Origin of the sequence: Halomonas sp. 3A7M (genome assembly GCF_014897875.1) — a bacterium.
GTDB lineage: Bacteria > Pseudomonadota > Gammaproteobacteria > Pseudomonadales > Halomonadaceae > Vreelandella.
In genome coordinates, this window is sequence record NZ_JABUZD010000118.1 from 24,297 (window position 1) to 46,612 (window position 22,316).

General features: G+C 54.3%; 20 protein-coding genes and 1 tRNA gene. 11 read left to right on the plus strand and 10 right to left on the minus strand.

Annotated features, from left to right (window positions below; genetic code table 11):
* Window positions 1–87: 87 nt before the first annotated feature.
* Complete coding sequence (gene trmJ / locus INT19_RS11030; protein WP_095602704.1) at window positions 88–834, minus strand: tRNA (cytosine(32)/uridine(32)-2'-O)-methyltransferase TrmJ; 747 nt, start codon at window positions 832–834, stop codon at window positions 88–90.
* Between the two features lie 142 nt (window positions 835–976).
* Between trmJ and INT19_RS11035 the strand changes: the two genes are divergently transcribed.
* A complete protein-coding gene (locus INT19_RS11035) occupies window positions 977–1,771 on the plus strand; it encodes an inositol monophosphatase family protein (protein WP_193060760.1) in 795 nt (264 codons plus the stop codon).
* 119 nt (window positions 1,772–1,890) lie between these two features.
* On the opposite strand, the gene secF is transcribed toward INT19_RS11035, so the two are convergent.
* The 5 genes from secF to queA all read right to left on the minus strand — a co-directional run bounded on the left by secF (window position 1,891) and on the right by queA (window position 7,497).
* Window positions 1,891–2,817 carry a protein translocase subunit SecF gene (gene secF / locus INT19_RS11040; RefSeq protein WP_038481479.1) on the minus strand — a complete coding sequence of 309 codons (927 nt, stop codon included), beginning with the start codon at window positions 2,815–2,817 and terminating at the stop codon, window positions 1,891–1,893.
* Between the two features lie 78 nt (window positions 2,818–2,895).
* A complete protein-coding gene (secD, locus tag INT19_RS11045; RefSeq protein ID WP_089039135.1) occupies window positions 2,896–4,749 on the minus strand; it encodes a protein translocase subunit SecD in 1,854 nt (617 codons plus the stop codon).
* A 135-nt stretch (window positions 4,750–4,884) separates the two neighbouring features.
* On the minus strand, window positions 4,885–5,211 hold the full coding sequence (gene yajC, locus INT19_RS11050; protein WP_009722127.1) for a preprotein translocase subunit YajC: 327 nt from the start codon (window positions 5,209–5,211) through the stop codon (window positions 4,885–4,887).
* Between the two features lie 71 nt (window positions 5,212–5,282).
* Window positions 5,283–6,401, minus strand: a complete 1,119-nt coding sequence (gene tgt, locus INT19_RS11055) for a tRNA guanosine(34) transglycosylase Tgt (protein WP_125753431.1) — start codon at window positions 6,399–6,401, stop codon at window positions 5,283–5,285.
* Window positions 6,402–6,465: 64 nt separating this feature from the next.
* The gene (gene queA, locus INT19_RS11060) at window positions 6,466–7,497 is read right to left on the minus strand and encodes a tRNA preQ1(34) S-adenosylmethionine ribosyltransferase-isomerase QueA (protein WP_193060761.1); all 1,032 of its coding nucleotides are present in this window, start codon (window positions 7,495–7,497) and stop codon (window positions 6,466–6,468) included.
* A gap of 113 nt (window positions 7,498–7,610) precedes the next feature.
* Between queA and INT19_RS11065 the strand changes: the two genes are divergently transcribed.
* A tRNA-Leu gene (locus tag INT19_RS11065) sits at window positions 7,611–7,697 on the plus strand.
* Between the two features lie 316 nt (window positions 7,698–8,013).
* On the opposite strand, the gene INT19_RS11070 is transcribed toward INT19_RS11065, so the two are convergent.
* Together INT19_RS11070 and INT19_RS11075 are read right to left on the minus strand one after the other, a co-directional pair.
* Window positions 8,014–10,092: a protein-disulfide reductase DsbD family protein gene (locus INT19_RS11070; protein ID WP_319022189.1), complete on the minus strand. Its 2,079-nt coding sequence runs from the start codon at window positions 10,090–10,092 to the stop codon at window positions 8,014–8,016.
* A 125-nt stretch (window positions 10,093–10,217) separates the two neighbouring features.
* Window positions 10,218–11,306 carry a TlpA family protein disulfide reductase gene (locus INT19_RS11075; protein ID WP_193060763.1) on the minus strand — a complete coding sequence of 363 codons (1,089 nt, stop codon included), beginning with the start codon at window positions 11,304–11,306 and terminating at the stop codon, window positions 10,218–10,220.
* A gap of 169 nt (window positions 11,307–11,475) precedes the next feature.
* Between INT19_RS11075 and pdxR the strand changes: the two genes are divergently transcribed.
* Complete coding sequence (gene pdxR, locus INT19_RS11080; RefSeq protein WP_193060764.1) at window positions 11,476–12,885, plus strand: MocR-like pyridoxine biosynthesis transcription factor PdxR; 1,410 nt, start codon at window positions 11,476–11,478, stop codon at window positions 12,883–12,885.
* Window positions 12,886–12,897: 12 nt separating this feature from the next.
* On the opposite strand, the gene INT19_RS11085 is transcribed toward pdxR, so the two are convergent.
* Together INT19_RS11085 and INT19_RS11090 are read right to left on the minus strand one after the other, a co-directional pair.
* Window positions 12,898–13,518 (minus strand): FMN-dependent NADH-azoreductase, encoded by a 621-nt coding sequence (locus INT19_RS11085; protein WP_193060765.1) that lies wholly within the window; start codon window positions 13,516–13,518, stop codon window positions 12,898–12,900.
* Window positions 13,519–13,840: 322 nt separating this feature from the next.
* The gene (locus INT19_RS11090) at window positions 13,841–14,824 is read right to left on the minus strand and encodes an MBL fold metallo-hydrolase (RefSeq protein WP_193060766.1); all 984 of its coding nucleotides are present in this window, start codon (window positions 14,822–14,824) and stop codon (window positions 13,841–13,843) included.
* Window positions 14,825–14,933: 109 nt separating this feature from the next.
* Between INT19_RS11090 and INT19_RS11095 the strand changes: the two genes are divergently transcribed.
* From INT19_RS11095 to INT19_RS11130, 8 genes are all read left to right on the plus strand, one after another.
* On the plus strand, window positions 14,934–15,857 hold the full coding sequence (locus tag INT19_RS11095) for a LysR family transcriptional regulator (protein ID WP_193060767.1): 924 nt from the start codon (window positions 14,934–14,936) through the stop codon (window positions 15,855–15,857).
* Between the two features lie 74 nt (window positions 15,858–15,931).
* On the plus strand, window positions 15,932–16,699 hold the full coding sequence (locus INT19_RS11100) for a helix-turn-helix transcriptional regulator (RefSeq protein ID WP_083001269.1): 768 nt from the start codon (window positions 15,932–15,934) through the stop codon (window positions 16,697–16,699).
* 130 nt (window positions 16,700–16,829) lie between these two features.
* On the plus strand, window positions 16,830–17,186 hold the full coding sequence (locus INT19_RS11105) for a RidA family protein (protein WP_193060768.1): 357 nt from the start codon (window positions 16,830–16,832) through the stop codon (window positions 17,184–17,186).
* A gap of 1 nt (window position 17,187) precedes the next feature.
* Window positions 17,188–18,123, plus strand: coding sequence for an ornithine cyclodeaminase family protein (locus INT19_RS11110; protein WP_193060769.1), 936 nt, complete (start codon window positions 17,188–17,190; stop codon window positions 18,121–18,123).
* Window positions 18,124–18,297: 174 nt separating this feature from the next.
* Window positions 18,298–19,371 carry a TRAP transporter substrate-binding protein DctP gene (dctP, locus tag INT19_RS11115; protein WP_193060770.1) on the plus strand — a complete coding sequence of 358 codons (1,074 nt, stop codon included), beginning with the start codon at window positions 18,298–18,300 and terminating at the stop codon, window positions 19,369–19,371.
* A gap of 57 nt (window positions 19,372–19,428) precedes the next feature.
* The gene (locus INT19_RS11120) at window positions 19,429–19,974 is read left to right on the plus strand and encodes a TRAP transporter small permease (RefSeq protein WP_193060771.1); all 546 of its coding nucleotides are present in this window, start codon (window positions 19,429–19,431) and stop codon (window positions 19,972–19,974) included.
* Entirely contained in the window at window positions 19,971–21,245 is a 1,275-nt protein-coding gene (locus tag INT19_RS11125) for a TRAP transporter large permease (protein ID WP_193060772.1), read from the plus strand. Before INT19_RS11120 ends, INT19_RS11125 begins: the two co-directional genes overlap by 4 nt.
* 18 nt (window positions 21,246–21,263) lie before the next feature.
* Complete coding sequence (locus INT19_RS11130) at window positions 21,264–22,313, plus strand: histone deacetylase family protein (protein WP_193060773.1); 1,050 nt, start codon at window positions 21,264–21,266, stop codon at window positions 22,311–22,313.
* Window positions 22,314–22,316: the final 3 nt, after the last annotated feature.

Consider the following 22,316-nt stretch of genomic DNA (forward strand, 5'->3'; position numbering starts at 1 on the left):
GTGCAATGCAGCGCTCAAAAAAACGATGTTGGGGCGCACCGATACGACTTCAAGTTTCGGTTGCCCAAGCCGCAGCGGTGGCCAGCGCTATGGACGATGTTTGTCTGTCGCTTTTTCGGTTGCCGAAAGAATGCCACGCAGAATATTCATCTCCATTTTTTCAGGACGAGCACGTAGGTACAGGCGACGCAATCTCGCCATCAGTTGGCGCGGCTGTGCGGGGTCATGAAATTCAATGGCAATCAGCGTGCGCTCCAAGTGCTCAAAGTAGCGCTCTAGTTCGGCATGGGTGGCCAGCGCATCATCCGGCTCTTCAGCGGTGCTGGCGCTATCCTGTTGAGTTAGCCATGCCATACGGCACTCATAGGCAATCACCTGAACGGCGGCAGCCAGGTTTAGCGAGCTGAAATCTGCATTGGTGGGAATATGCACGTGGGCATGACAACGCTGCAGCTCGGCATTGGTTAAGCCGCTGTCCTCGCGGCCAAACACCAGCGCGACACGCGCATTGTCGGGCTGGCATTCGCTGGGCAAGCGCTCGGCTAGCTCACGTGGGGAGATCATTGGCCAGGGCAGCGTGCGTGAGCGTGCGCTAGCGCCCACGGCAAGCGTGCAGTCAGCAACGGCGTCTTCAAGAGAGGCGTGGACTTTTGCCTGGTGCAGCAGGTGGTCGGCTCCCGAAGCGCGGGAAATGCTGTCTTGGGTAATCACCTCACAGCGCGGTGCCACCAGGGCTAAATCGGCTAAGCCCATGTTGTGCATGGCGCGGGCGACGCCGCCAATATTACCAGGATGGCTAGTGCCAATAAGAACAATACGGATGCGCTCAAGCATAATGGGCTCGGTAATCAAGTACGGAAAACGCGCAGTTTAGCATGAGTCGATAGCATGCCCGAGGGGGCTCTGTTAGAATTGCCCGCCAAAGCAGTCCTGCCACTGCCTCCGTTCTTTAACATCACTGTGACAAGGCCCGATCATGAATCCTATGGTCCAATTTACGCTGCGCGCTGCGCGTGGCGCTGTTGAACACTTTTTACGTGTTCGTGAACGCATTGAAAATGCTCACGATGAATTTAACCTCGACCGCTTGCTAGAAGACACCGCTCGCAAAGCAGAGGCCACCATTGTTCAGCAGCTGCAGCGTGGGTATCCCCTGCACGGCTTCAGTGGCCGCTATACGCCCCATAAAGCGGGTGAAGGCGAAGGCGCTGATATCGTCTGGAAAATTGAACCAATGCACGGCTATTCCAATTTAGCGGTGGCAGGTAAGGGCTTTGCTCTCTCAGTGGTGTGTCTCGTCAAAGATCGCCCCGAACACGCGGTAATTATCTGTCCGTTTTCTGACGATGAGTATATCGCCAGCCGCGGCCGCGGTGCTCAGCACAACGATAAGCGCATGCGTGTAAGCAAACCTACCGCCATTAGCGGTACGCGGATAGCGATGAGCCTGCCAGAAACCTGGTTGCGCCCCAGCCATTTGCCAGCTTACCTGACCATTACTCAACAATTAGCTCCCCAAGTGGAAGCCATGTTGGCATCTGCTAGCGGCCTGCTGGATATTTGCGAGCTTGCCTGTGGGCGTGTGGACAGTGTCTTTGTTCTGGGTCTTGAAGAGCAGGATATGCAGGTGGGAACGCTATTGCTGAAAGAAGCCGGTGCGCTGATGGGCACGCCTGACGGCAAGCCGACAGTGGCCGCTGAAGGTCAACTGATGGCTGCTGGGCCGCGTCTGTACAAAGCCTTGATTAAACAATTGGCACCGCATTTTTAAGTTCGTAAAAGTGGTAAGTGGTAAAAGCGATTGATACAGTCTGCTCGATGACCACGCATTAAAAAGGCTCTGTCGATTTTATCGGCAGAGCCTTTTTGTTGCGGATTGCTTTTGCTGGTTTACGGCAGCTCTTCTTCCTCTTCGTCCGTCTCTTTCTTGGTGGGGATAAGGTCTTCCCGTGAAAGCTTGAGCGGAATCAGTAACGCACCTGAGATATAAATTGATGAGAACGTACCCACCACGATGCCAATTAACAGCGCAATAGCGAAGTTCTCGATCATGTCGCCGCCTAATAGCAGCAGCGCCAGCAACACCAGCACCGTCGTACCAGAGGTGGCGAGCGTGCGGGACAGGGTGGCATTGATCGCTTCGTTGAAGATTTGCGGCATATCATCAATACGCGATGTTCGAATGGTCTCGCGGATACGGTCATAGACAACAATCGTATCGTTTAGCGAGTAACCGATAACGGCCAAAATCGCTGCCAGTACTGTTAGATCGAACTCAAGCTTGAACAGCGCGAAGACGCCAACAACAATGATGACATCGTGCAGCAAGGCGAGCAGGGCACCAAGAGCAAACTTATATTGAAAGCGGAAGGCAACGTAAAGCATCACCACGCCCAATGCCACTAGAAGGCCTAAGCCGCTTTGGTCGCGAAGTTGGTCGCCTACCTGTGCACCGACAAACTCGGCTCGTACAAGATTAACGCTATCGCCATTGGCACGTAGCAGACTGACAACGTCGTTACCGACATCCGCATCGAATGCCTGTTGAATGCGGATAAGTATTTCTGTTGATGCGCCAAACGTTTGCACCGACACGTCTTGGAAACCACTGTCTTCGAGCAATTGGCGAATCGCGTCTAAGGAAGGGACTGCGCCGTAGCGCACTTCCACCAGGGTGCCGCCGGTGAAGTCCAGTCCGAGATTTAGCTGCTGAAAAATAATCGCGCCAATCGAGATGATTAGCATCAAGGCAGAGACGATAAACGCAAGGTTGCGCCGCCCCATAAAGTCGATTCGCAGTTGTGATAGGGGTTTCATTACCACCTCTTAAATTCTGGGCTAAGCACGTGGTTCAGATCCATGCTTTTCAAATCTATGCCATTTAGATCCATGTGTTTAAATCCACAGCTTTTTGACGGGTTTGCTGCCATAAGTCAGGTTGACCATGGCGCGCGTTACCAGTAGTGCCGTGAACATGGATGTTAAAATGCCAATGGAGAGCGTAACGGCAAACCCTTTCACTGGGCCGGTACCGATCGAGAACAGAATCACCGCTACCAGCAGCGTGGTGATGTTGGCATCCACGATAGAAGTGAAAGCGCGCTCGTAGCCCGCATGGATTGCTTGCTGAATCGACATGCCGTTGCGCAATTCTTCGCGTATACGCTCGAATATCAGCACGTTGGCATCAACTGCCATGCCTAGCGTCAGCACAATCCCGGCAATGCCTGGTAGTGTTAACGTAGCGCCCAGCATCGACATAACCGCGACGAGCAGCGTTAGGTTTAGCGCTAGGGCGATGTTGGCAAATACCCCAAACACTTTGTAGCGCACCAGCATAAACAGCACGACCAGTAACAAGCCGATTTGTACTGATAGCAGGCCACGTTCAATGTTTTCGGCACCCAGGCTTGGTCCAATGGTGCGTTCCTGGACAAAGTAGATAGGGGCGGCCAGCGAACCAGAGCGGAGCAGAAGAGCAAGCTCAGCAGCTTCAGTCGGTGAGTCTAAGCCGGTAATGCGGAAGCTGTTGCCCAGTGCGCTTTGGATGGTGGCAAGGCTGATCAAGCCGCGTTCGACGTAGGGCTCGCGAATAATCGTTTCTTCGCCCGTTTCGGGGTCGATTTCTACGCGATCTTCGCTTTTATGTTCAATGAACAATACCGCCATATTGCGACCGATGTTGGTTCGCGTGGCGCGGTTCATTAACGTACCGCCGGTGCCGTCCAAGTTAATGTTGACCTGCGGACGACCATTTTCATCAAAGCTATTGCTGGCACTGGATACGCTATCACCGGTAATAATGACATCGCGCATCAGCTCTGCCGAGCGTGCTGGGTCGTTACGGAATTCTAGACGTTCGGTTTCCGTGTCAGGCGTATCGTTGCGAGCTTCCAGGCGAAACTCTAGGTTTGCCGTTGCACCCACAATACGCTTTGCAGCCACGGTATCTTGAACGCCGGGCAGCTCAACCACGATTTGGCTAGGCCCTTGGCGTTGAACCATCGGCTCAGCGACGCCCAGCTCGTTAACGCGGTTGCGTAGCGTGGTTAAGTTTTGATTGATCGCATAGTCCTGAATCTCGTTAACCGTTTGGTCGCTGAGCGTCATGACTAGGTTGGAAGCACGACCATCGCCTTCATTGCTGTATTCAAAATTAGGGAAGTCGCGGCTGATCAAGCGCCGGGCAGTATCGCGGTCTTCTGCACTGCCAAAGGCGATTGAAAGTGAACGCTCGTCGATGGTGGTGTTGCGATAGCGAATGCGCTCCCCACGTAGCAGTTCACGCATGGCGCTGGCATTCACTTCCAAGCGCTGGGTAAGGGCGGCATCCATATCTACTTCGAGTAAGAAGTGCACGCCTCCACGTAAATCGAGGCCCAGTGTCATGGGAGATGCGGAAAAGGCTTGCAGCCAACCAGGGGTGGCGTCAGCGAGGTTGAGTGCGACAGTCGCGTCACTACCCAATACATCTGCGGCAATATCGCGGGCGTCTAGCTGATCATCATCACTCTGAAGGCGAATCAGCCATTGGCCATTCGTTTCTTCAATGGCTTTAATGCCGATATCGCTATCAATGAGCGCTTCTTCAACGCGGGATATTTGCCGTTCATCCAGCGAGTCGCCCTGGGCATCGCTAACCTGGATGGCGGGATCTGCGGGGAATAAATTGGGAAGCGAATAGATAAGGCCAACCACCAGGACGACCAGTATCAGCAGATACTTCCACAGGGGGTAACGGTTGAGCATGCAAGCCCTGCCTTCAATTACAAACGGAATTGCTGTGCACGGACAGACCGCGCACAGCAAAGTTCACCATCGTGGCTACCATGTCACCCCTGCCGGGGTGGCTGGCACTGGATCGGCAGGGGGGAGATGCAGGCGTTAGATGGACTTAATAGTGCCTTTAGGAAGTACGGCAGCAACGGCATTTTTCTGCACGTTAACTTCGGTGCCTTCAGAAACTTCCAGCGTTAGGAACTCATCATTAACTTTGGTAACACGACCAACAAGGCCGCCACCGATGACGACTTCATCGCCTTTGGCCAAGCCTGTAACCAGCTGTTTGTGCTGCTTAGCGCGCTTTGCCTGGGGGCGCCACAGCAGGAAGTAAAAAATCAGCACAAAACCAACCAGCATGACAATTTGCGCGATGCCACCGCCGGCAGCGGCTTCTTGGGCATGGGCTGGTGAGATGAAGAAATCCAGCATTGCAGAGAACTCCTGGGTTAGAAAACTCAATGGGTGAACCGATTAAACCACCCGCCAATGGCGGATGGCGATTAATTCGCTAGGGGAGGCACTGGCAGGCCGCGCTGGGCATAAAAGCCTTCCACAAAGGTCGTCAATGTACCCGCTTCGATTGCCGCGCGCAAATCAGCCATTACCCGCTGGTAGTAGCGTAAGTTATGGATGGTATTGAGCATGGAACCCAGCATTTCGTTACAACGATCTAGGTGGTGCAAGTAGCCCCGTGAGAAATTCTTACAGGTATAGCAGTCACACTCGGCATCAAGCGGTTGGGTATCAAAGCGGTGCTTGGCGTTACGGATCTTGACCGTACCCTCTGAGGTGAACAGGTGGCCGTTGCGCGCATTACGAGTAGGCATCACGCAATCGAACATGTCGACGCCACGGCGCACGCCCTCTACTAAGTCTTCTGGTTTGCCAACGCCCATCAGGTAGCGAGGGGTGTCGTCCGGCATCCACGTCGGTAGATAATCGAGTACCTTGATCATCTCTTCTTTGGGTTCGCCTACCGACAGACCGCCAATGGCCAAGCCATCAAAGCCAATCTCGAGCAGCCCTTTTAGTGAGCGTTCGCGAAGTTCTGGGTGCATGCCGCCTTGAATAATGCCGAACAGCGCTGAAGGCGAATCACCATGAGCCTCGCGTGAGCGTTTTGCCCAACGCAGCGAAAGCTCCATGGATTTTTCGGCTTCTTCAAAGGTGGCTGGGTACGGTGTGCATTCGTCAAAGATCATCACCACGTCAGAGCCCAGCGAGCGCTGCACGGCCATGGACTCTTCCGGCCCCATAAACACCTTGCTGCCATCGACTGGCGAACGGAAGTGAACGCCTTGCTCGGTAATTTTGCGCATTTCGCCTAAGGAAAAAACCTGAAAACCGCCGGAGTCGGTCAGGATAGGTTTGTCCCATTGGGCAAAGTCATGCAAGTCGCCATGGGCTTCAATCACGTCGGTGCCTGGGCGCAGCCATAGGTGAAAGGTATTGCCGAGAATGATTTCTGCGCCAATCTCTTTCACGGAGTCTGGTGTCATGCCCTTCACCGTGCCGTAGGTACCCACCGGCATAAAGGCAGGGGTTTCGACGGTGCCGCGGGGAAAGTGCAGGCGCCCCCGGCGCGCACGGCCATCGTCGGCTAGGCGCTCAAAGCGCATAAAACATTCGTTTCGCATCTAAATAACTCGTCAATAATCGGTTAAGGCGCTGGACGTATCGTGTTTAGCGGGTCAGTAGCATGGCATCGCCATAACTAAAGAACGCGTAGCGCTCGTCAACTGCCGTGCGGTATGCCCGCATCATGTGGTCATAGCCGGCAAATGCAGAGACCAGCATCAACAGGGTCGACTCGGGCAGGTGGAAATTAGTTATCAGAGCATCTACACAGCGCCATTCGTAGCCAGGGTAGATAAAGATATCGGTGTCGCCGCTGTAGGGGGCGATCTGGCCGTCGCTACTTTTCAGGCAAGCGCTTTCTAAGCAGCGCACGCTGGTAGTGCCGACGGCAATGACCCGTTTCCCCGCAGCCTGAGTGTCACGCACTTGTTGACAGGCGGTCTCAGACACCTCAATCCACTCGCTATGCATATGGTGTTCAAGGATGTTGTCGACGCGCACGGGTTGAAAGGTGCCTGCGCCGACGTGCAAGGTCACAAAGGCACTGTTAACGCCTTTCTCTGCCAGGGCATCCAGCAACGGTTGGTCAAAGTGAAGCCCTGCGGTGGGCGCTGCTACTGCACCGTCGCGGCGGGCATACACGGTTTGATAGCGTTCCCGATCACTCAGCTCATCGTCACGGGTGATATAGGGCGGCAGTGGCATATGGCCATGCTTTTCAAGCAGCGCAATCATTGGCGTGTCGCCTAAAAAGCGCAGCTCAAACAGCGCATCGCGGCGGCCTTCAACCACCGCATGAATGTCGCCTTCAAAGATCAACTCGGTGCCGGGCTTGGGCGATTTGCTCGAACGGATATGCGCTAAACCACGGTGGCTATCCAACGGGCGCTCCAGCAGCATTTCTACTTTGCCGCCGCTAGCCTTGTGACCGTGCAAGCGTGCTGGAATGACGCGCGTATCATTGAATACCAGCAAGTCGCCGGGTTCGAGTAGTTCAAGTAAATCAGCAAACCGACGATGCTCAAGCGCGCCGCTCTGGCTATCCACACATAGCAAACGGCAGTCGCTGCGCTGCTCAGAAGGGTAGCGAGCAATTAGCTCGTCGGGTAGCTCGAAATGAAAATCCGCGCGCTGCATGGAAATGGCTCTTATCAGTGGTCAAACAGGCGGCATAGGATAGCGCTTTAGATAGATAAAGTCAGTCAATGTGATTGACCTGTGAGGTTATCTACGTATAATGCGCAGCCATTGCCGGTGTGGCGGAATTGGTAGACGCAGCGGATTCAAAATCCGCCGCCTTTACGGGTGTGCCAGTTCGAGTCTGGCCACCGGCACCAAATTCAAGGGCTTAGCGATTTATCGCTAAGCCCTTTTTTGTGGTGCGTCAAACTTGATGCACCATGAAAAGATACCCCACTTGGTTGGTAAGGGGGGGCTATCACAAAGATGTAGCTTAGCGATTAGACGCATTGCACTCATACGGCGTGTACTCGCTCTGAGTCAGGGTGTCTTGCTCAAGACGTCCGTACTATAGAAAATTAGAAATTGAAAGTTTTGCCTAATAATCAAATGCTTATTTTTATTTCTATGTGGTATTTTTCGTTGCAGCATTAAAAATATCTTCGATACGGCGATGTTGGATAAGAGAGAGGGTTAATCCAATTTGCTCGCCAAGACCGATAAGGTATTAGGTGCAAGAAGCTGTGAAAGAACTTCAGGCTCTGTTTCACCTGGGGCGTACCATAAGTAGAGAGGCACCCCTGACCGACCATGCTGCTCCAGAAAAGCGGTAATGGCGGGGTCGCCATTGGTCCAGTCGCCCTTCATTGTGATCACACCCGTCTGCTCGAATGCCTGCTGCGTACTGGGTATATCGATGGCCCGCTGTTCGTTGATCTTACAAGTGACGCACCAATCTGCGGAAAAGTAGACGAAGATGGGGCGCTCTTGTTGCCGAAGCTCGCTCAAGCGGCCCGCGTCGAAGTCGAATAGGCGTGTTTCGGCTGAACTAACCTGCGCATTGACGGCCTCTTCTTGCTGGGCAAAGGAGCCAGGAACGATGACACTTCCCGCCAAGGCGAGCCCGGCCGCCAGCCCTGCCGGAAGCCAGCTCAATCGCTTGGCGCTTCGTTGGCGCAGGCCGGTGAACCAAAGCCCTATCGCCAGCAACATGATTAGAGCGAGACTCGCAATCATGCCGTTGTTGCTGAGCTGGCGGCCAAGCACCCAAGCCAAGGCTAGAGCGGTCAGGAACATGGGGATGGCCATGACATGCCGGAAGCTGGCAAGCCAAGGGCCAGGACGAGGAAGGAGGCGGCGCAGCACCGGCACGAAACCGAGCAGTAAAAACGGCAGGGCAATGCCCAGACCCAGGCCCGCGAACACCATCAGCGCGGCAAACGTGGGGAGTACCAAGGCAGCGCCAAGCGCCGTAGCCATAAAGGGGCCAGAGCAAGGTGTTGCGACGAAGGCGGCCAGTACGCCTGTCCAGAATGCACCGGCTACACCGTCCTGGCTTGCTAGCTTGCCACCGGCATTGATGGATCCCAGCTCAAAGAGGCCAGCCAGATTAAAACCGATGGCGGCGGTCAACAGGGTCAGCACTACGATGACTCGCGGGTCTTGCAATTGGAATGCCCAGCCAACCTGAGTACCCACTGCACGCAGGGCGATAATAGTCGCACCAAGTAGTAAGCAAACGATCACCACTCCGGCGGTATAAGCTAACGCCTCGCGTCGGGCTTCGCGCTCACCACCGGTTAATCGTGCAAGGCTAAGTACCTTGAGACTGAGGATCGGGAAAACGCAGGGCATGATGTTGAGCAGAACGCCGCCCAGTAGGGCGCCGAGAAAGGCTGTCAGAAGTAAAGGCGAACTGCTTTGGCCGGTGGCACTTGCGGTGGAAGAGCTTTGAGGTCCGCTGGCGCTCGCCACGGGCGCCCCATCTCGATGACCAACCAGTGATAGCCCGGTACCGCTGCCCAATGACAGCAGCGCCTCGAGCTCGTCAGGCGGGCTATCTGCCGGCCAGGATTTTGACAGCTTGGTTTCGACCATCAACGTATCGTCTTCACGGCTGAATATCTGCTCAGACGCAGGATCCACGATGTCGTCGGTGGCGACAAACAAGTGTGGATTGTTCAACTCCACGCTAGCGGGAAGGGGGATGCTGACACGCAGCCGGTTATCGTCGGTCACGAAGTTGGCTTGAGAGCCTAATGGCCTGGGTAGTTCCTGGCGCCATGCAGCGAAGCGCGCCTTGCTCTCGTCCGTAATACGGCCATCGCCTGCGGTGAGGGTAATGGCAAGAGTTGATTGTTCAGGAACGCAGGCATCGGCGCGGCAAGCAAGATAGTTGAAAGCGACGGTGATCGGCAGAGAGGTTCCCGACGCCACCGAGGCATCTATTTCAATGGGTAGCAATAGCGCGTAAGGATGCTCATAGACATGATTCATCAGGTCGCCGGTCATCAGCGTATGCGGCACTGGAAAGGCAGCATCGCCCACGCTGACACCATCCGGCAATTGCCAATCGAACTGCGGTGCTAGGCCAATGCTGCCCGGCTGTTTCCAATAGCCATGCCACCCCGACTGCGGCTCCATGAAAACGGCTAACGTACTGGAGGTGCCGGCTGCGGGTTGGTCCGTTTCTGCTATCAAACTGCTCTTGATCAGTACCTCGCCCGAGGTGCCGGGAAACTCCTGGGCTGTGCCGGTTTGAGGTATCAACACGAAAGCTAGGCAAAAAAGGACACAATAGCGGTAAAGGAATGGGGGCATTGGCTATCAGCCCGCTTGAGACGGGCTGCTCCATCAAAGGGTGTAACGCGCCGTGGTTTGCGCGAAATGGCGGAGGGTCACTGGCTGATGCGCTCGACGGCTTCGGTTAATGCGGTATCTTGCGGCCCAAGCTTTTCGGCGACCTTGCCGTCGGCATCGATTAGCACAACGGTCGGTATCTGTTGAATGCCGAAGTGACGGTGGATCTCGCCGTCGGCGTCGAGCAGCACGGGAACCGCCGTCTCGGTGGTCTCAAGATAGCTTTCGACATCCGACTCTTTGGTCCAAAGGCCAGAAATAATGCCCACCCACTGTACATTTTGGTCTTTGCTCAGTTGATTAACGGTTTCGCGCACGCGGCGGCAAGCGGCGGAGGTTTCCGGCTGGCTCTCGGCAAGATAAGACTCACACCACGTGGCAAAGAACACCACACCCAGTGGCTTGTCTGTCGCTGCTCGAGTCAGGTCGATGGTATCGCCGTCACGCGTGGTAACGTTTAGATCAGCAACCTCATCGCCCACCGTTAAGGCGTTGGTGTCGATATCCTCGACGGCGGCTCCTTCGGTTGCTGCTGAGCTTGGATCAGTAGGTTCCAGCACTGCCTGTAGCGCCTCTTCCAGTGCTTGATCGTCGCGATGGCCAATGTGAGTGATATGGCCACTGCGGTCGATCAGTACGTGCTGCGGGGTGACGCGTAGATTCAGTGCTTCGGCCAATGTGCCGTCATCCACCGTGATAGGCATGGTCAGGCCCATTTCCTCGCGATACTCACGTGCAGACTCCTCGGTATCAGCGTAACCGGTGTTCACAGCGATGACTTGAATGTCGTCTCCATGCGCTTCCTGGATGGCCTGGAACCCTGGCATCTGCTGACGGCAGGGCACACACCAGGTTGCCCAGAACTTTATATACACCGGCTTGACGCCATAAAGTGCGCTGAGATCAATGATGTCACCATCCAGCGTGGTAATGCTCAGCTCGGGACCTGGTTGACCGATTAGCGACTCGCCAGCCGCTCTAGCACGCTGCTCACCATCGGCGCCCTGATCATAGGCTTGATCGGCTTCTTGTTGATCGGTGGTCTCACTCGCTGGCACCGTCCCAGCGTAGCCGACCAGCGTGGCGAGCAGTAGCGCAACCGAAAACCGCGTGTTTATTATCCGCATTGGCTTGATCCTCTTGGCAAATAGTTCGGGTCTGGCTCAATAGTGCTGAGCTAATTCAAAGAGAACACAAAGATTCAGACCAATAAAAGTAATCTGGAGTGTGATTGTGAGTGACACCATGGTCTAAAAAAAGCACCAAGAATGACTGGTTTTTATGTACCATTGTGTTATGAAAAAACTTCGCTTTTCGCTTGATCGCCAGGGCAAGCAGTCTCTTTCCGAGCAAATACGCTTCAGCATTGCGGATGCTATTCGACAAGGGCATTTGTATGAGGGCGCGCGGTTGCCTTCATGGCGTGATCTCGGCGCGCAGTTGGGCGTTTCGCGGGGCACCATTAAAACGGCTTATGACCGGCTCAGCGACGATCAGCTCGTCGTTTCCAAGGGGGCTGCAGGTACCTTCGTTAGCTCCGTGCTACCCGCCGTGCCAGAGGTGGCCGCGGTGGCCTCTCGCCTGCCACTGCCTGATCTGTATCAGGATCTGGATAGTGTTCCCAAGCTTTTTCAAGTGGGCGTACCAGCACAGGACGCGTTTCCCTTTAAACAGTGGTCGCGCATCATGCTGCGCTGTACGCGAAAGGCAGTGGCTGAGTCGCTGCGTTATCCAGATCCTCGGGGCGAGTCTGAGCTGCGCAAGGAAATTGCTGCCTATCTAGCGGTATCTCGGGGGCTACTCTGCTCTGCCGAGCAAATCATCATCACCAACGGTTATGCGGGTGCGCTAGGCCTGGCCTTGCACTTGCTGCGGCTGGATTCACGGCGGGTATGGGTCGAGAACCCGGGGTATCCGCTGACCTGGCACGCTTTATCGTTAGCAGGATATACCTCGGTTCCCGTTCAGGTGGATGAACAGGGGATTTGTGTGGAACAGGGGATAGCGCTGGCAGCGGATGCCCGCTTGGCGATTGTGACGCCAAGCCAGCAAGCCCCCTTGGGGGTGCAACTTTCGCTGGATCGACGCCAAGCACTACTGATATGGGCTCGAGAAAATGCTGGCTGGATTATCGAAGACGATTATCTAAGCGAACTGCAGCTAAGCGGACAAGCAACACCGGCACTGGCCTCGCTGGATCGTGACGGCAGGGTGGTTCATATCGGCACATTCAGTAAAACCATCAGCCCACGCTTGCGGCTGGGCTTTATGGTCGTACCGGCCAGCTTGTCAGAGCGTGCTGGCGATACGGCAGCCGCATTGTCGCCAGCATCTGGACTGCCTGGCCAACTAGCCGTTGCGGAGTTTCTGCGCGATGGTCATTACTTGCGCCATATTCGGCGTATGAAGCGTTTATACATACAGCGCCGGGATGCGCTGCTTGCGCTCATGGACGAGTCGGCTTCAGTGAATAATATCGCCGGCTTGTCACTCTTGCTCACCTTGGAAGATGACGCTGACGACGTTGCTATTGCCGAAGCTGCCCAGGCCTTTAACTTGGCACCAGCACCGCTGTCGCCCTGGTATGCCATGCACACCAAGGCGCGAAAAGGATTGCTCTTGGGCGTGACCAATCTATCGAGCCCCGCACTCGAAGAGGGGTATCCGCAGTTGGTGGAACTTGTCGCTCGCCATCGTCCAGAGTAGCGGGGCTTTACGTTATGGCATTTCGTTAGTCAGTACGTCAGCCTCAATCAGCGCAGCCTGCGCCTGCTGCCATGTTTTGTCGATAGCGGGTTCACCAAACGCTAACCCCTGCAGGTATACGAAGTGGATATTCCGAATACCGATGGTGTTGAGAATAAGCGTGAGGTAGGGAGTAAGAAAATCCGGTTGCGGGTTATCTCCTTGCAACATGCCGCCGGCGCTCACCAGAACGGTGGACGGGCGATCTTGCAATAATCCCTGCTTGCCCTCAGCCGAGGCAATAAAGGTACGGTTAACACGCACCACGTTATCTATCCAAAGCTTCAGCGCTGCCGGTACGCTGAAGTTGTGCATCGGCGTCGCGATTAATAAGCGGTCACTCTGTTCCAGCTCACTAATCAACTGCTCGGACTCTGTCAGGGCAGCATCAATGCTGTCACCGATGTTGTGACTGGCCAGCGCAGAGGCGTAACGGTGAGTCAGTGGCGACAGCGGGGCGGCAAGTAAATCGCGTTCTATCAATCCCACGCTTGAGTTTCTGACTGTCTCCTCGGCCAGAATCTTATGAGCCAGACGATAGCCTAGTGCATGCTTACCATGTGGGCTGGCGTGAACAAATAAGGTGTTGCTCATAAAACCCTCTTCTTAAAACACAGTGATCTTCTCCTTATTTTCTTGAAGGAGTTCAGCCGATCAATCAGGTGACAGGACGATCCTGGCCTGCAGGCAGCTTCACGAATACGCTTGCGGGTGACTTCCTGCTTGCTCACCCTCTCGCTCCCTGAGATGTCTATTGGCTGGCTGATGATACCCACCTAAGGCTTAGGCTCAAAGGCTGGCGCCGAATGTAAAAAAGCAGGTTTGTTGGCGAGTGATATCATCATGTCGAAGAAAGCAGGAGTATCTCGAATAGTGATCAATCGTTTGTCGTGCATGGGCAAATAATGGCTACAGATCAGACGTCAGCGCGATAATTGACGGGTACCCAGTCAAACATCGTGCTGTCTTCGACCACGTACCCGATGCCTGGGAATGCGATATGGCAACCAGCCACCATGTATTTCTCCGCTACCGCTTCGGCAAAGGCCGCTTCACGAGTGATGACCGCCTGAGCCGGGTCAACATCAAAGGCAATTGCCACGTCTGGTACGTCGAATTGAATGACATCGCCGTGCGTGATATCACCCCAGTAGACGAATTTTTCGCCTTTGCTTTCAAACCATAAGGCACTGTGACCAGGGGTATGGCCTGGACGATGGGTTGAATTAATCACGCCTGGAATGGCTGGCATATCCGTGTCGTAGGTTCTAAGTGTGTCGCTGTCGATATAGGGCTTGGTTGACGAGACCGCCTGATCAAAGAACGGCTTGGCGTCGTCTGGGGCCTTGTCACGATTTTCGGCACTAAGCCAATACTCCGCATCCAGTTTCGGCACATGGACCAGCGCGTTGGCAAACACTTTTTCACCGTTTAGAACGAGTCCGCCGACATGATCGGAATGAATGTGGGTAATTACTACATCATCGATCTGGTCGGGGTGATAGCCCGATGCAATGATATTGTTTGTCAGTTTGCCCAAGGCTGGGCCCATCAGATCACCGGTCCCTGCATCCAGAAGAATCAGCCGATCACCGAAATTCAGCAGATAAGCATTAACTGACAGATGGGTTGGCGTGCCTTGAAACGCATTGGCAAGTGCTGTGCGAGCCTGTTCGGGGGTGATATTCAGGTAAAGGTCGGCGATCGGAAACAGGCCCGTACCATCCGAGAGTGCGGTGACTTCGACATCACCCACCATCAAGCGGTAATAGCCCGGCGCCTGTGTGCCAACTAGCGGTGCACTAGCTGCAGCGTGTAATGGGATGAAAACAGTGCTGGCGGCTGCACCCACGGCCATAGCAGCCAGCGAACCTTTAAGCATATCTCTGCGTGACAGCATAAAAACACCCTCTCTCAATCAATCAACAGGCCAGAATTCAACTAGCGGTTTGTAACGCGATGAGGAAAAGGTATATTCCCATTGGTCAGCAATCAAATCGATGCCAATCATGGATAATATTGATCATTTCAATTTACGCTCCTTCGACCTCAATCTTATGGTCGCGTTTGACGCAATGATGCAAGAGCTGAGTGTCACCAAATCTGCCGAGAAACTCCGTATTGGTCAGTCGGCAATGAGCCATAATTTATCAACACTGCGGATGTTATTGCAGGACGATCTTTTCGTTCGTGTCGGGCAAAAAATGCAGCCAACGGCCAAAGCTCGAGCGCTGGCTGGGCCGGTGCGAGTAGCGTTGACGCAGGCGCAAAATGCGCTTCAGTCATCGGATAGTTTTGAGCCGCAAACAGCAGACCGGATTTTTCGGGTGGGCATTGCCGGTGAAATGGAGATGGTTCTGCTACCGGCCTTGGTGGATCGACTGCAATCAACGGCACCAGGGGTTAGGCTGCTAAGTCGCGCGATTACGGTCGAAACAGTGGATATGATGATGGAGTCGGGCGAAATTGATCTGGCTATTGGCTGTAAACAGTCTCGTCATCTAGGAGAGGTCCTGTTCGAATCCAACGTAGCATGCTGCTTTAATGCCGATCTGTGTCGATTGGTACCGCCATTATCGCGTGACGATTATCTTGGCGCACGGCATGCTGTTCTTTCCCAGACGGCAAATGTCGCGGGCTGTGTCGGTGATGCTTTGGAAGCATTGGGGATAGAGCTCAATGTCATCTTAGCGGCGCCTGATTTTATGCCGCTGCTTGCTGCAGCACGCAATGCACCGGTTGTGGCAACGGTGCCTAGAAGGATTGCCGTGCAGTATGCGCCGTTATTCGGGCTGGCATTTTGTGAAATGCCGATTTCTCTCAATTTCCCACCGGTAACTATGAATTGGGCGATATGGACGGATAAGGATGTCGGACTGAGCTGGTTGCGAGAGCAAATCAGGTTAGTGATTGGTGATATCTCGCGGGGGTAATGGGAGCTTTCTCGCTTTTCAACTGGCAGACGTTTTATAGTGCAGTCGTCAACGTAGAACCAAACGGTACGTCCATGGTCCAGTTTGAGCTGCATAACCGCAATTTAGCCCCCGAACAGGTATCCCACTCACACGATTTTCACCAGTTAATTCTGGCAACGTGTGGCGTGACTGAGCTTGCTATGGAAGGGCAGAGCGAGCGCGTCACGGCACGCCGTGGCTGCTTGATCCCATCGTCTCGACACCATGAGTACCAAGGCGATGGCAGTAACCGCACGCTGGTGCTGGATATTCCTGTTAAGCACTTAGCGGTGTTGGAAAAAGGCAGTGAAATCGAGCGGCTATTCGACAAGCCACGTTTTTTTACCGTACCTCCGGCGCTTAATCAGCTGACCCATGCTTTGACGCACCAGCTGGAGCAGTGCCCCGCGCTGCAGAATGAAATTGCCGTGCTGCTGCTTCGAGCGCTGTATATGTACCTTCAAGATGAGCCGAAGCAAGTTGCTGATCAGATCGGTGTTCGCTGTATCAGCGAACGGCTTGACCTGGAAAGGCTGGATGCATGGCTGGATCAGCACTTGGCGGACGATATTCGGGTTGAGCAATTAGCCGCATTATGTGCACTAAGCCCCGGGCATTTCCATGCCTGCTTTCGTGATCTTACCGGTGTGACGCCCTTAGCATATGTTCAGCGCAGACGGCTTGAGCACGCCCGTACGTTGGTTCGGCACAGCGCACTAAGCCTGGGCCATATTGCCATGCTGGTAGGCTTCCGTGACCAAGGAAGCTTTTCTCGCGCCTATCGGCGTTACTTTGAGATTGCCCCCTCCTCAGACCGTTAGCTTGGCAAACAGAAATGATTGCTCGATGAGTTACAACACTTACGGGCAAATTTGCCAGAGTTTCGGGCAAGCACGCCGCTCATCATCATCGTAGTCTCAAGAGGAACCTCATTTTCCTTGGAGAGACACCATGAGCGTTACCTATCAAGACAGCAATGCCCGCATGAGCCAAGTCGCGATTCACAACGGCACCGTTTATCTCGCTGGCCAAGTGCCCAGTGATGCAACGGCTGACATGCGTGGCCAGACCGAGCAAGTGCTTGCGCGCATTGACCAACTGTTAGCCCAGGCAGGCACCTCGAAAGAGCAGCTTATCTCGGCGCAAATTTGGGTCACCAGCATGGCCGAGTTTGACCAAATGAACGCTGCTTGGGATGCCTGGATAGTGCCTGGCCGCCCGCCCGTACGTGCAGCGGTTGAAGCCAAGCTTGCCAAGCCGGAATGGAAAGTAGAAATCATGGTTGTTGCTGCGCTGCCGGAGGCTTGATATGCGGGTTGTGTCTGCGGCGGAAGTGGAACGCTATCTCACCTGGAAAGGTTTGATTAAGCGGCTACATACCATCTTTGTGAACGGCGTTGAATCTCCGCCACGCCATCATCACGCGATGCATCGCCCCGACGGTGAAGCCACTATGCTGCTGATGCCTGCCTGGGAGCCAGCAGGCTATATCGGCGTCAAAATGGTCAACGTCTTTCCTCAGAACGCCCAGCACAATATTCCTGCTATTTCAGGGCTGTATTTACTTAGCGAAGGTAAACATGGCCAACCACTGGCCTGCATTGATGGCAGTGAACTAACGCGCCGCCGCACAGCAGCTGCCTCTGCCTTGGCGGCACAAGCACTAGCCAATGAGACAGCTGAAACGCTATTGGTGGTAGGGACTGGCAAGTTGGCCCCTATGGTCATTGAAGCCCATGCCAGCATTCGACCAATCAAACGTGTGTTGGTGTGGGGCAGAAACCCTGAAAAGGCTTCTGCTATCGCCGAGACCTATGCCGACCGATTTGACACCCAGGTCGTTAGTGATCTGCAAGACGCGGTTGTACAGGCTGATATTGTCAGCTGCGTCACGCTCTCCACAGAGCCTTTAATTAAAGGTGAGTGGTTAACACCGGGCACGCATGTTGACCTTATCGGTGCTTTCCGCCCCCAAATGCGCGAAACCGATGCTGAGTGCCTGCGTCGATCTGCCGTATTTGTGGATACCTACGCCGGGGCTAAGGGCGAAGCCGGCGATATTCTTCAGGCAATCGAGGAAGGTGCGTTCCGTTTCGAGGATATCAAGGCAGAGCTTGCTGAGGTGCTTGCGGGAACCAAGCCAGGTCGGCGCTCTGCAGAGGCCATCACGCTGTTTAAGTCAGTTGGCGCATCGCTTGAAGACTTAGCGGCGGCCATTGAAGTGTGGGAGGCCATTAACCAGTAGCTAACAGCCAGTAACTAACAGAGAGCCGAGTAACTAACAGAGAGCCGAGTAACTTACAGGGAGCAGTCGCGTTCGCCGTCTACGGCTTGGATGATAACGATAATAAAACAATCTCTTACGAGTGGAAACGTCAGTCATAACGCAAACCAGCTAATAACCAAAACGAGGTAAGTTATGAAACCTACACAATCTTTTTTATTCGCTGCCATGGCGGCTTTGCCACTGGCTATTGCCAGTGCAACCGCCCAGGCACAGTCCTATGAAATGGTCATCGCCACCCAGCTTCCAGAGGATATGAAAAATAACGAAATCTATCCTGCCCTGGTGCATTTCAAAAACCTTGTGGAAGCGCGCACTGATGGAGATCTTGAGGTCTCTATTTTTGGCGGTGGTCAGCTAGGTTCAGAAGTAGAAAACGGCTCAGAAGTGCAGGGTGGCCGTACCCTGCAATCGACCATACTGTCAGCGGGTGCGATGTCGTCGTTTTATGGCGACTACCAAGCGGTAACGGCACCCTTCTTGTTTACCAGCTGGCGCCAAGCGTGGAGCTTCTTTGACAGCGAATGGTTTGCTGACTTCATGTCTGGAACCGTTGAAGATGCCAATATGCGCTACTTAGGTACGTTCGATGATGGCGGTGGTTTTGTAGCCTTCACTAACAACGTGCACTTGATTGAGACCATGGAGGATCTAGAAGGGCTCAATATCCGTACCGAAGAGAACCCAGCTCACGTCGCTATCATGCGCTCACTTGGTGCTTCTGCCACGCCCCTACCTTGGGGTGAGCTGATTACTGCCCTTGAAACGGGACTGGCGGATGGCCAGTTCAACGCTCCCGTGCTGAATACCACGTTCAATTTTGATGCGGTAACGGACTACACCACCCTGACAGGGCATGTGTACAACAGCGCCCCTTGGGTCGTCAGTGAATCCTGGTACCAGTCGCTACCGGAAACGCATCAACAGGCGTTAATCAGCTCTGCCCGCGAAGCGATTCAGCTAAGCCACGGTATGTCTGGTGCGCTTTCCACCGCCAGTTGGGTAGAGTCCTGCGAACGTTTCGAAGCTTGCTACCTGATGCCTGATGCTGAGCGGGAACGCATGGCAGAGGTTGCTCGACCCGCTTGGAAAGAGTGGATTGTTGATGACTTCGGTATGGATGAAGCCCGCGTGCAGGGGCTGCTTGACGAAGTTGAGCGGATTGGTCAGCAGCTTGCAGATGATGATCTGCGCATTTACGGCCAGTAAGACTTAGCGACGGACAAACGCTGGGGTAGAAAGACTGCCCCAGCGTGAGGAATCACGATGAGCGTTTTACCCCCGTTACGCCGCCTAAGCGATTACGTCAATCAGGCGGCGGTTGTGTTATGCGTTGGCTGCATTTTATCGATGCTAGGCATCTCTTTTACCGCCTTTCTCTACAAACTGTTTACCGGCAGTACGCTGAGCTGGACTTATTCGCTGGCTCGGCTTTTTTTGCCGTGGATAGGCTTTCTCTCCATGACCATTTCACTGCGCTATGGCGAACATGTGGCGATGACGCTGCTAGTGCGTAGCCTGCCCAAAATCATGGTGAAAATAGCGGCGGTGATGTGTCTGGCAGTCCTTGGCTTATTTGCACTCATGCTTACTTGGTATGGCTGGGGCTACTTCACCAACGCGACGCAAGTCTACATGGTGTCGGATCAAATCCGCATTCCTAGCAAAGTGACGGCCATTGTTATTCCTATCAGCGGCCTGATTATGTTGCTGCATCTAGTTCACGGCTTTGCACTGCTTGAGCACTTTACAAGCGAGCATGAGGTGATTGATGAGCTTCTTGAGAGCTCTGAAGAGGAGGCTCGACCATGACGCCTACGATTATTGTATTTGTGCTGTTGCTATTTATTGGGGCTCCCGTGGCGGTCGTCATGGCTATGTCCGGGCTGGCTGGTGGTTTCTCCCTGGGTGGAGAACGCATGCTCGGCATCATTGCTGACCGCATGTTTTCAGGGGTTTCAGGGTTTCTGTTAATTGCGGTGCCTTATTTTATTTTTACCGCCGAGCTAATGAATCAGGGCGGACTAACCCACAAGCTGATTGCGTTTAATAATTCGTTGTTTGGCCGTGTTCGTGGTGCACTTTCCCACGTCAATATTTCGGTATCGGTGTTTTTTGCCGGGTTAACCGGTGCCGCTATCACTGACACCGTGGCGATCGGCAAAATCATGATTCCCGAAATGAAAAAGCAGGGCTACGACGCTGAGTACGCGGCCGCCGTTACGGCGTGTTCATCGATTATTGGGCCGATTATTCCACCCAGTGTGGTGATGGTGGTGTATGCCACGCTGCTGCGTGATATTTCGGTGATCGATCTTTTCGCGGGCGGCATTGTACCTGGGCTGTTGATGGCGTTGGCGCTGCTAGGTGTGAGCTTTTTCCTAGCCTGGAAACGGGGTTATCCCAAACAGGCGCCCACGCCGTTTAAAGTAGCGCTGATGTCGTTTGTGGTTGCGCTGCCCGCCATGGTGGTGCCGCTGATTATTTTGGGTGGCATTCTGTCGGGCTTAACCACCATCACTGAAGCCTCTGGGTTTGCGGCGGTGTATGCCATCGTGATTGGCGTCGTATTTTATCGAAATCTCACTTGGCGAAAAATTTGGGATGCGCTGGTCGTGACCGTACGTTTCTCTGGGGTGGTGTTTTTCTTGCTTGCCACCTCGGCGGTACTGGGCTGGTTTGTAACACGCTCAGGGATTGCCAGAGACGCTGCCGGACTTATTACCACCTTTAGTGATGCCGCCTTCCTGCAGTTAATGCTGGTGTGCTTACTACTGTTGGTGATTGGTACGGTGATGGACGTGTTACCTGCACTCGTAGTGGTTGCGCCAGTACTTGTGCCAGCCATGATTCAGCTGGGTTTTGACCCGCTGCATTTCGCCATATTGATGATTGTGGTGCTTAACGTTTCCAATGTGACGCCCCCAGTGGGGATGACGCTGATGACGGCGGCCCGAATAGCCGAAGTGCCTTATGAGCGAGCCATTGTGGCATCACTACCATTTTATGTGGCTTTCATTGGCGTTATTGTGCTGTTAGCGGCATTTCCAGCGCTTTCAACCTGGATTCCCTCACTACTTTAAAAGGCGGATGTGCAACACATGAAGTGCTTCTACCACCCTGACCAGGACTACCATGCGCCGCCGACCTTTCTGCTGCGTGGACAGCCAGCGCCATCACCGGAAGGGCCGGTGCGCGCTGAACTGCTAAGCAAAGGGCTGGCCGCGGCTGGTTTGAGCCTGACGGCACCTAGTGAAACTGACTCGCCGATGCTGCGTAAACGTCTAGAGCAGATTCATACGCCGCGCTATTTACGCTTTTTGGAAACGATTTATGAGCGTTGGCAAGCACTGCCTAATGCAGCGGCGCTGGTGGCACCGAACGTTCACCCCTGTGGTAGTGCTAGCCACTACCCGAGTCACCCCGTTGGCCAAGCGGGCTGGCACTTGCACGATATGGCATGCCCATTAAGCGAAACGAGCTTTCAAGGGGCATTAGCTTCGGCTGCAACAGCCGTGGCTGCCACTGAGGAAGTGATGAGTGGCGCATCGCTCGCCGATCCCTCTCGCGCTTACGCCTTGTGTCGGCCACCAGGACATCATGCGGGGCCGGATAACGCGGGTGGCTTCTGTTTGTTGAATAACGCTGCCTTGGCTGCCAGCGTGCTGCGTGAGAAATTTGCCAAAGTAGCGATCATTGACGTGGATTTGCATCACGGTAACGGCACTCAGGATATTTTCTACTCCCGCAGGGATGTCTGGACGGGTTCTGTACACGTCGACCCAAGTGTTTTTTATCCCTTCTTCTGGGGGGGCGTGGACGAAATAGGGTGCGAAGAGGGTGAAGGCGCCAACGTCAACTTGCCTTTGCCCTTGGGCAGTGATGGCGAGACCTATCTTAACGCGGTGGCCACGCTGATTGAGCAGCTCAACCGTTACCAGCCAGAGGCGGTCGTGGTGTCTTTGGGATTGGATGTCCACAAGGATGATCCACTTGCCGGGTTAAGCGTGGAAACCGAAGCCTTTGTCGCATTGGGTGAGCAGTTGAGCGGTTTGCCGTACCCCACCGTAGTGATTCAAGAGGGCGGCTATCCGACTGAGCAGCTAAGCGCTAACCTTGCTGCCTTTATGCGCGGTTATCAGAGAAGTTGAGAG

Excerpts from the sequence above, each read along its gene's own strand:
- trmJ (WP_095602704.1), bottom strand. The coding sequence starts at position 834 with ATGCTTGAGCGCATCCGTATTGTTCTTATTGGCACTAGCCATCCTGGT.
- INT19_RS11035 (WP_193060760.1), top strand. The coding sequence starts at position 977 with ATGAATCCTATGGTCCAATTTACGCTGCGCGCTGCGCGTGGCGCTGTT.
- secF (WP_038481479.1), bottom strand. The coding sequence starts at position 2,817 with ATGAAACCCCTATCACAACTGCGAATCGACTTTATGGGGCGGCGCAAC.
- secD (WP_089039135.1), bottom strand. The coding sequence starts at position 4,749 with ATGCTCAACCGTTACCCCCTGTGGAAGTATCTGCTGATACTGGTCGTC.
- yajC (WP_009722127.1), bottom strand. The coding sequence starts at position 5,211 with ATGCTGGATTTCTTCATCTCACCAGCCCATGCCCAAGAAGCCGCTGCC.
- tgt (WP_125753431.1), bottom strand. The coding sequence starts at position 6,401 with ATGCGCTTTGAGCGCCTAGCCGACGATGGCCGTGCGCGCCGGGGGCGC.
- queA (WP_193060761.1), bottom strand. The coding sequence starts at position 7,497 with ATGCAGCGCGCGGATTTTCATTTCGAGCTACCCGACGAGCTAATTGCT.
- INT19_RS11075 (WP_193060763.1), bottom strand. The coding sequence starts at position 11,306 with ATGCGGATAATAAACACGCGGTTTTCGGTTGCGCTACTGCTCGCCACG.
- pdxR (WP_193060764.1), top strand. The coding sequence starts at position 11,476 with ATGAAAAAACTTCGCTTTTCGCTTGATCGCCAGGGCAAGCAGTCTCTT.
- INT19_RS11085 (WP_193060765.1), bottom strand. The coding sequence starts at position 13,518 with ATGAGCAACACCTTATTTGTTCACGCCAGCCCACATGGTAAGCATGCA.
- INT19_RS11090 (WP_193060766.1), bottom strand. The coding sequence starts at position 14,824 with ATGCTGTCACGCAGAGATATGCTTAAAGGTTCGCTGGCTGCTATGGCC.
- INT19_RS11095 (WP_193060767.1), top strand. The coding sequence starts at position 14,934 with ATGGATAATATTGATCATTTCAATTTACGCTCCTTCGACCTCAATCTT.
- INT19_RS11100 (WP_083001269.1), top strand. The coding sequence starts at position 15,932 with ATGGTCCAGTTTGAGCTGCATAACCGCAATTTAGCCCCCGAACAGGTA.
- INT19_RS11105 (WP_193060768.1), top strand. The coding sequence starts at position 16,830 with ATGAGCGTTACCTATCAAGACAGCAATGCCCGCATGAGCCAAGTCGCG.
- INT19_RS11110 (WP_193060769.1), top strand. The coding sequence starts at position 17,188 with ATGCGGGTTGTGTCTGCGGCGGAAGTGGAACGCTATCTCACCTGGAAA.
- dctP (WP_193060770.1), top strand. The coding sequence starts at position 18,298 with ATGAAACCTACACAATCTTTTTTATTCGCTGCCATGGCGGCTTTGCCA.
- INT19_RS11120 (WP_193060771.1), top strand. The coding sequence starts at position 19,429 with ATGAGCGTTTTACCCCCGTTACGCCGCCTAAGCGATTACGTCAATCAG.
- INT19_RS11125 (WP_193060772.1), top strand. The coding sequence starts at position 19,971 with ATGACGCCTACGATTATTGTATTTGTGCTGTTGCTATTTATTGGGGCT.
- INT19_RS11130 (WP_193060773.1), top strand. The coding sequence starts at position 21,264 with ATGAAGTGCTTCTACCACCCTGACCAGGACTACCATGCGCCGCCGACC.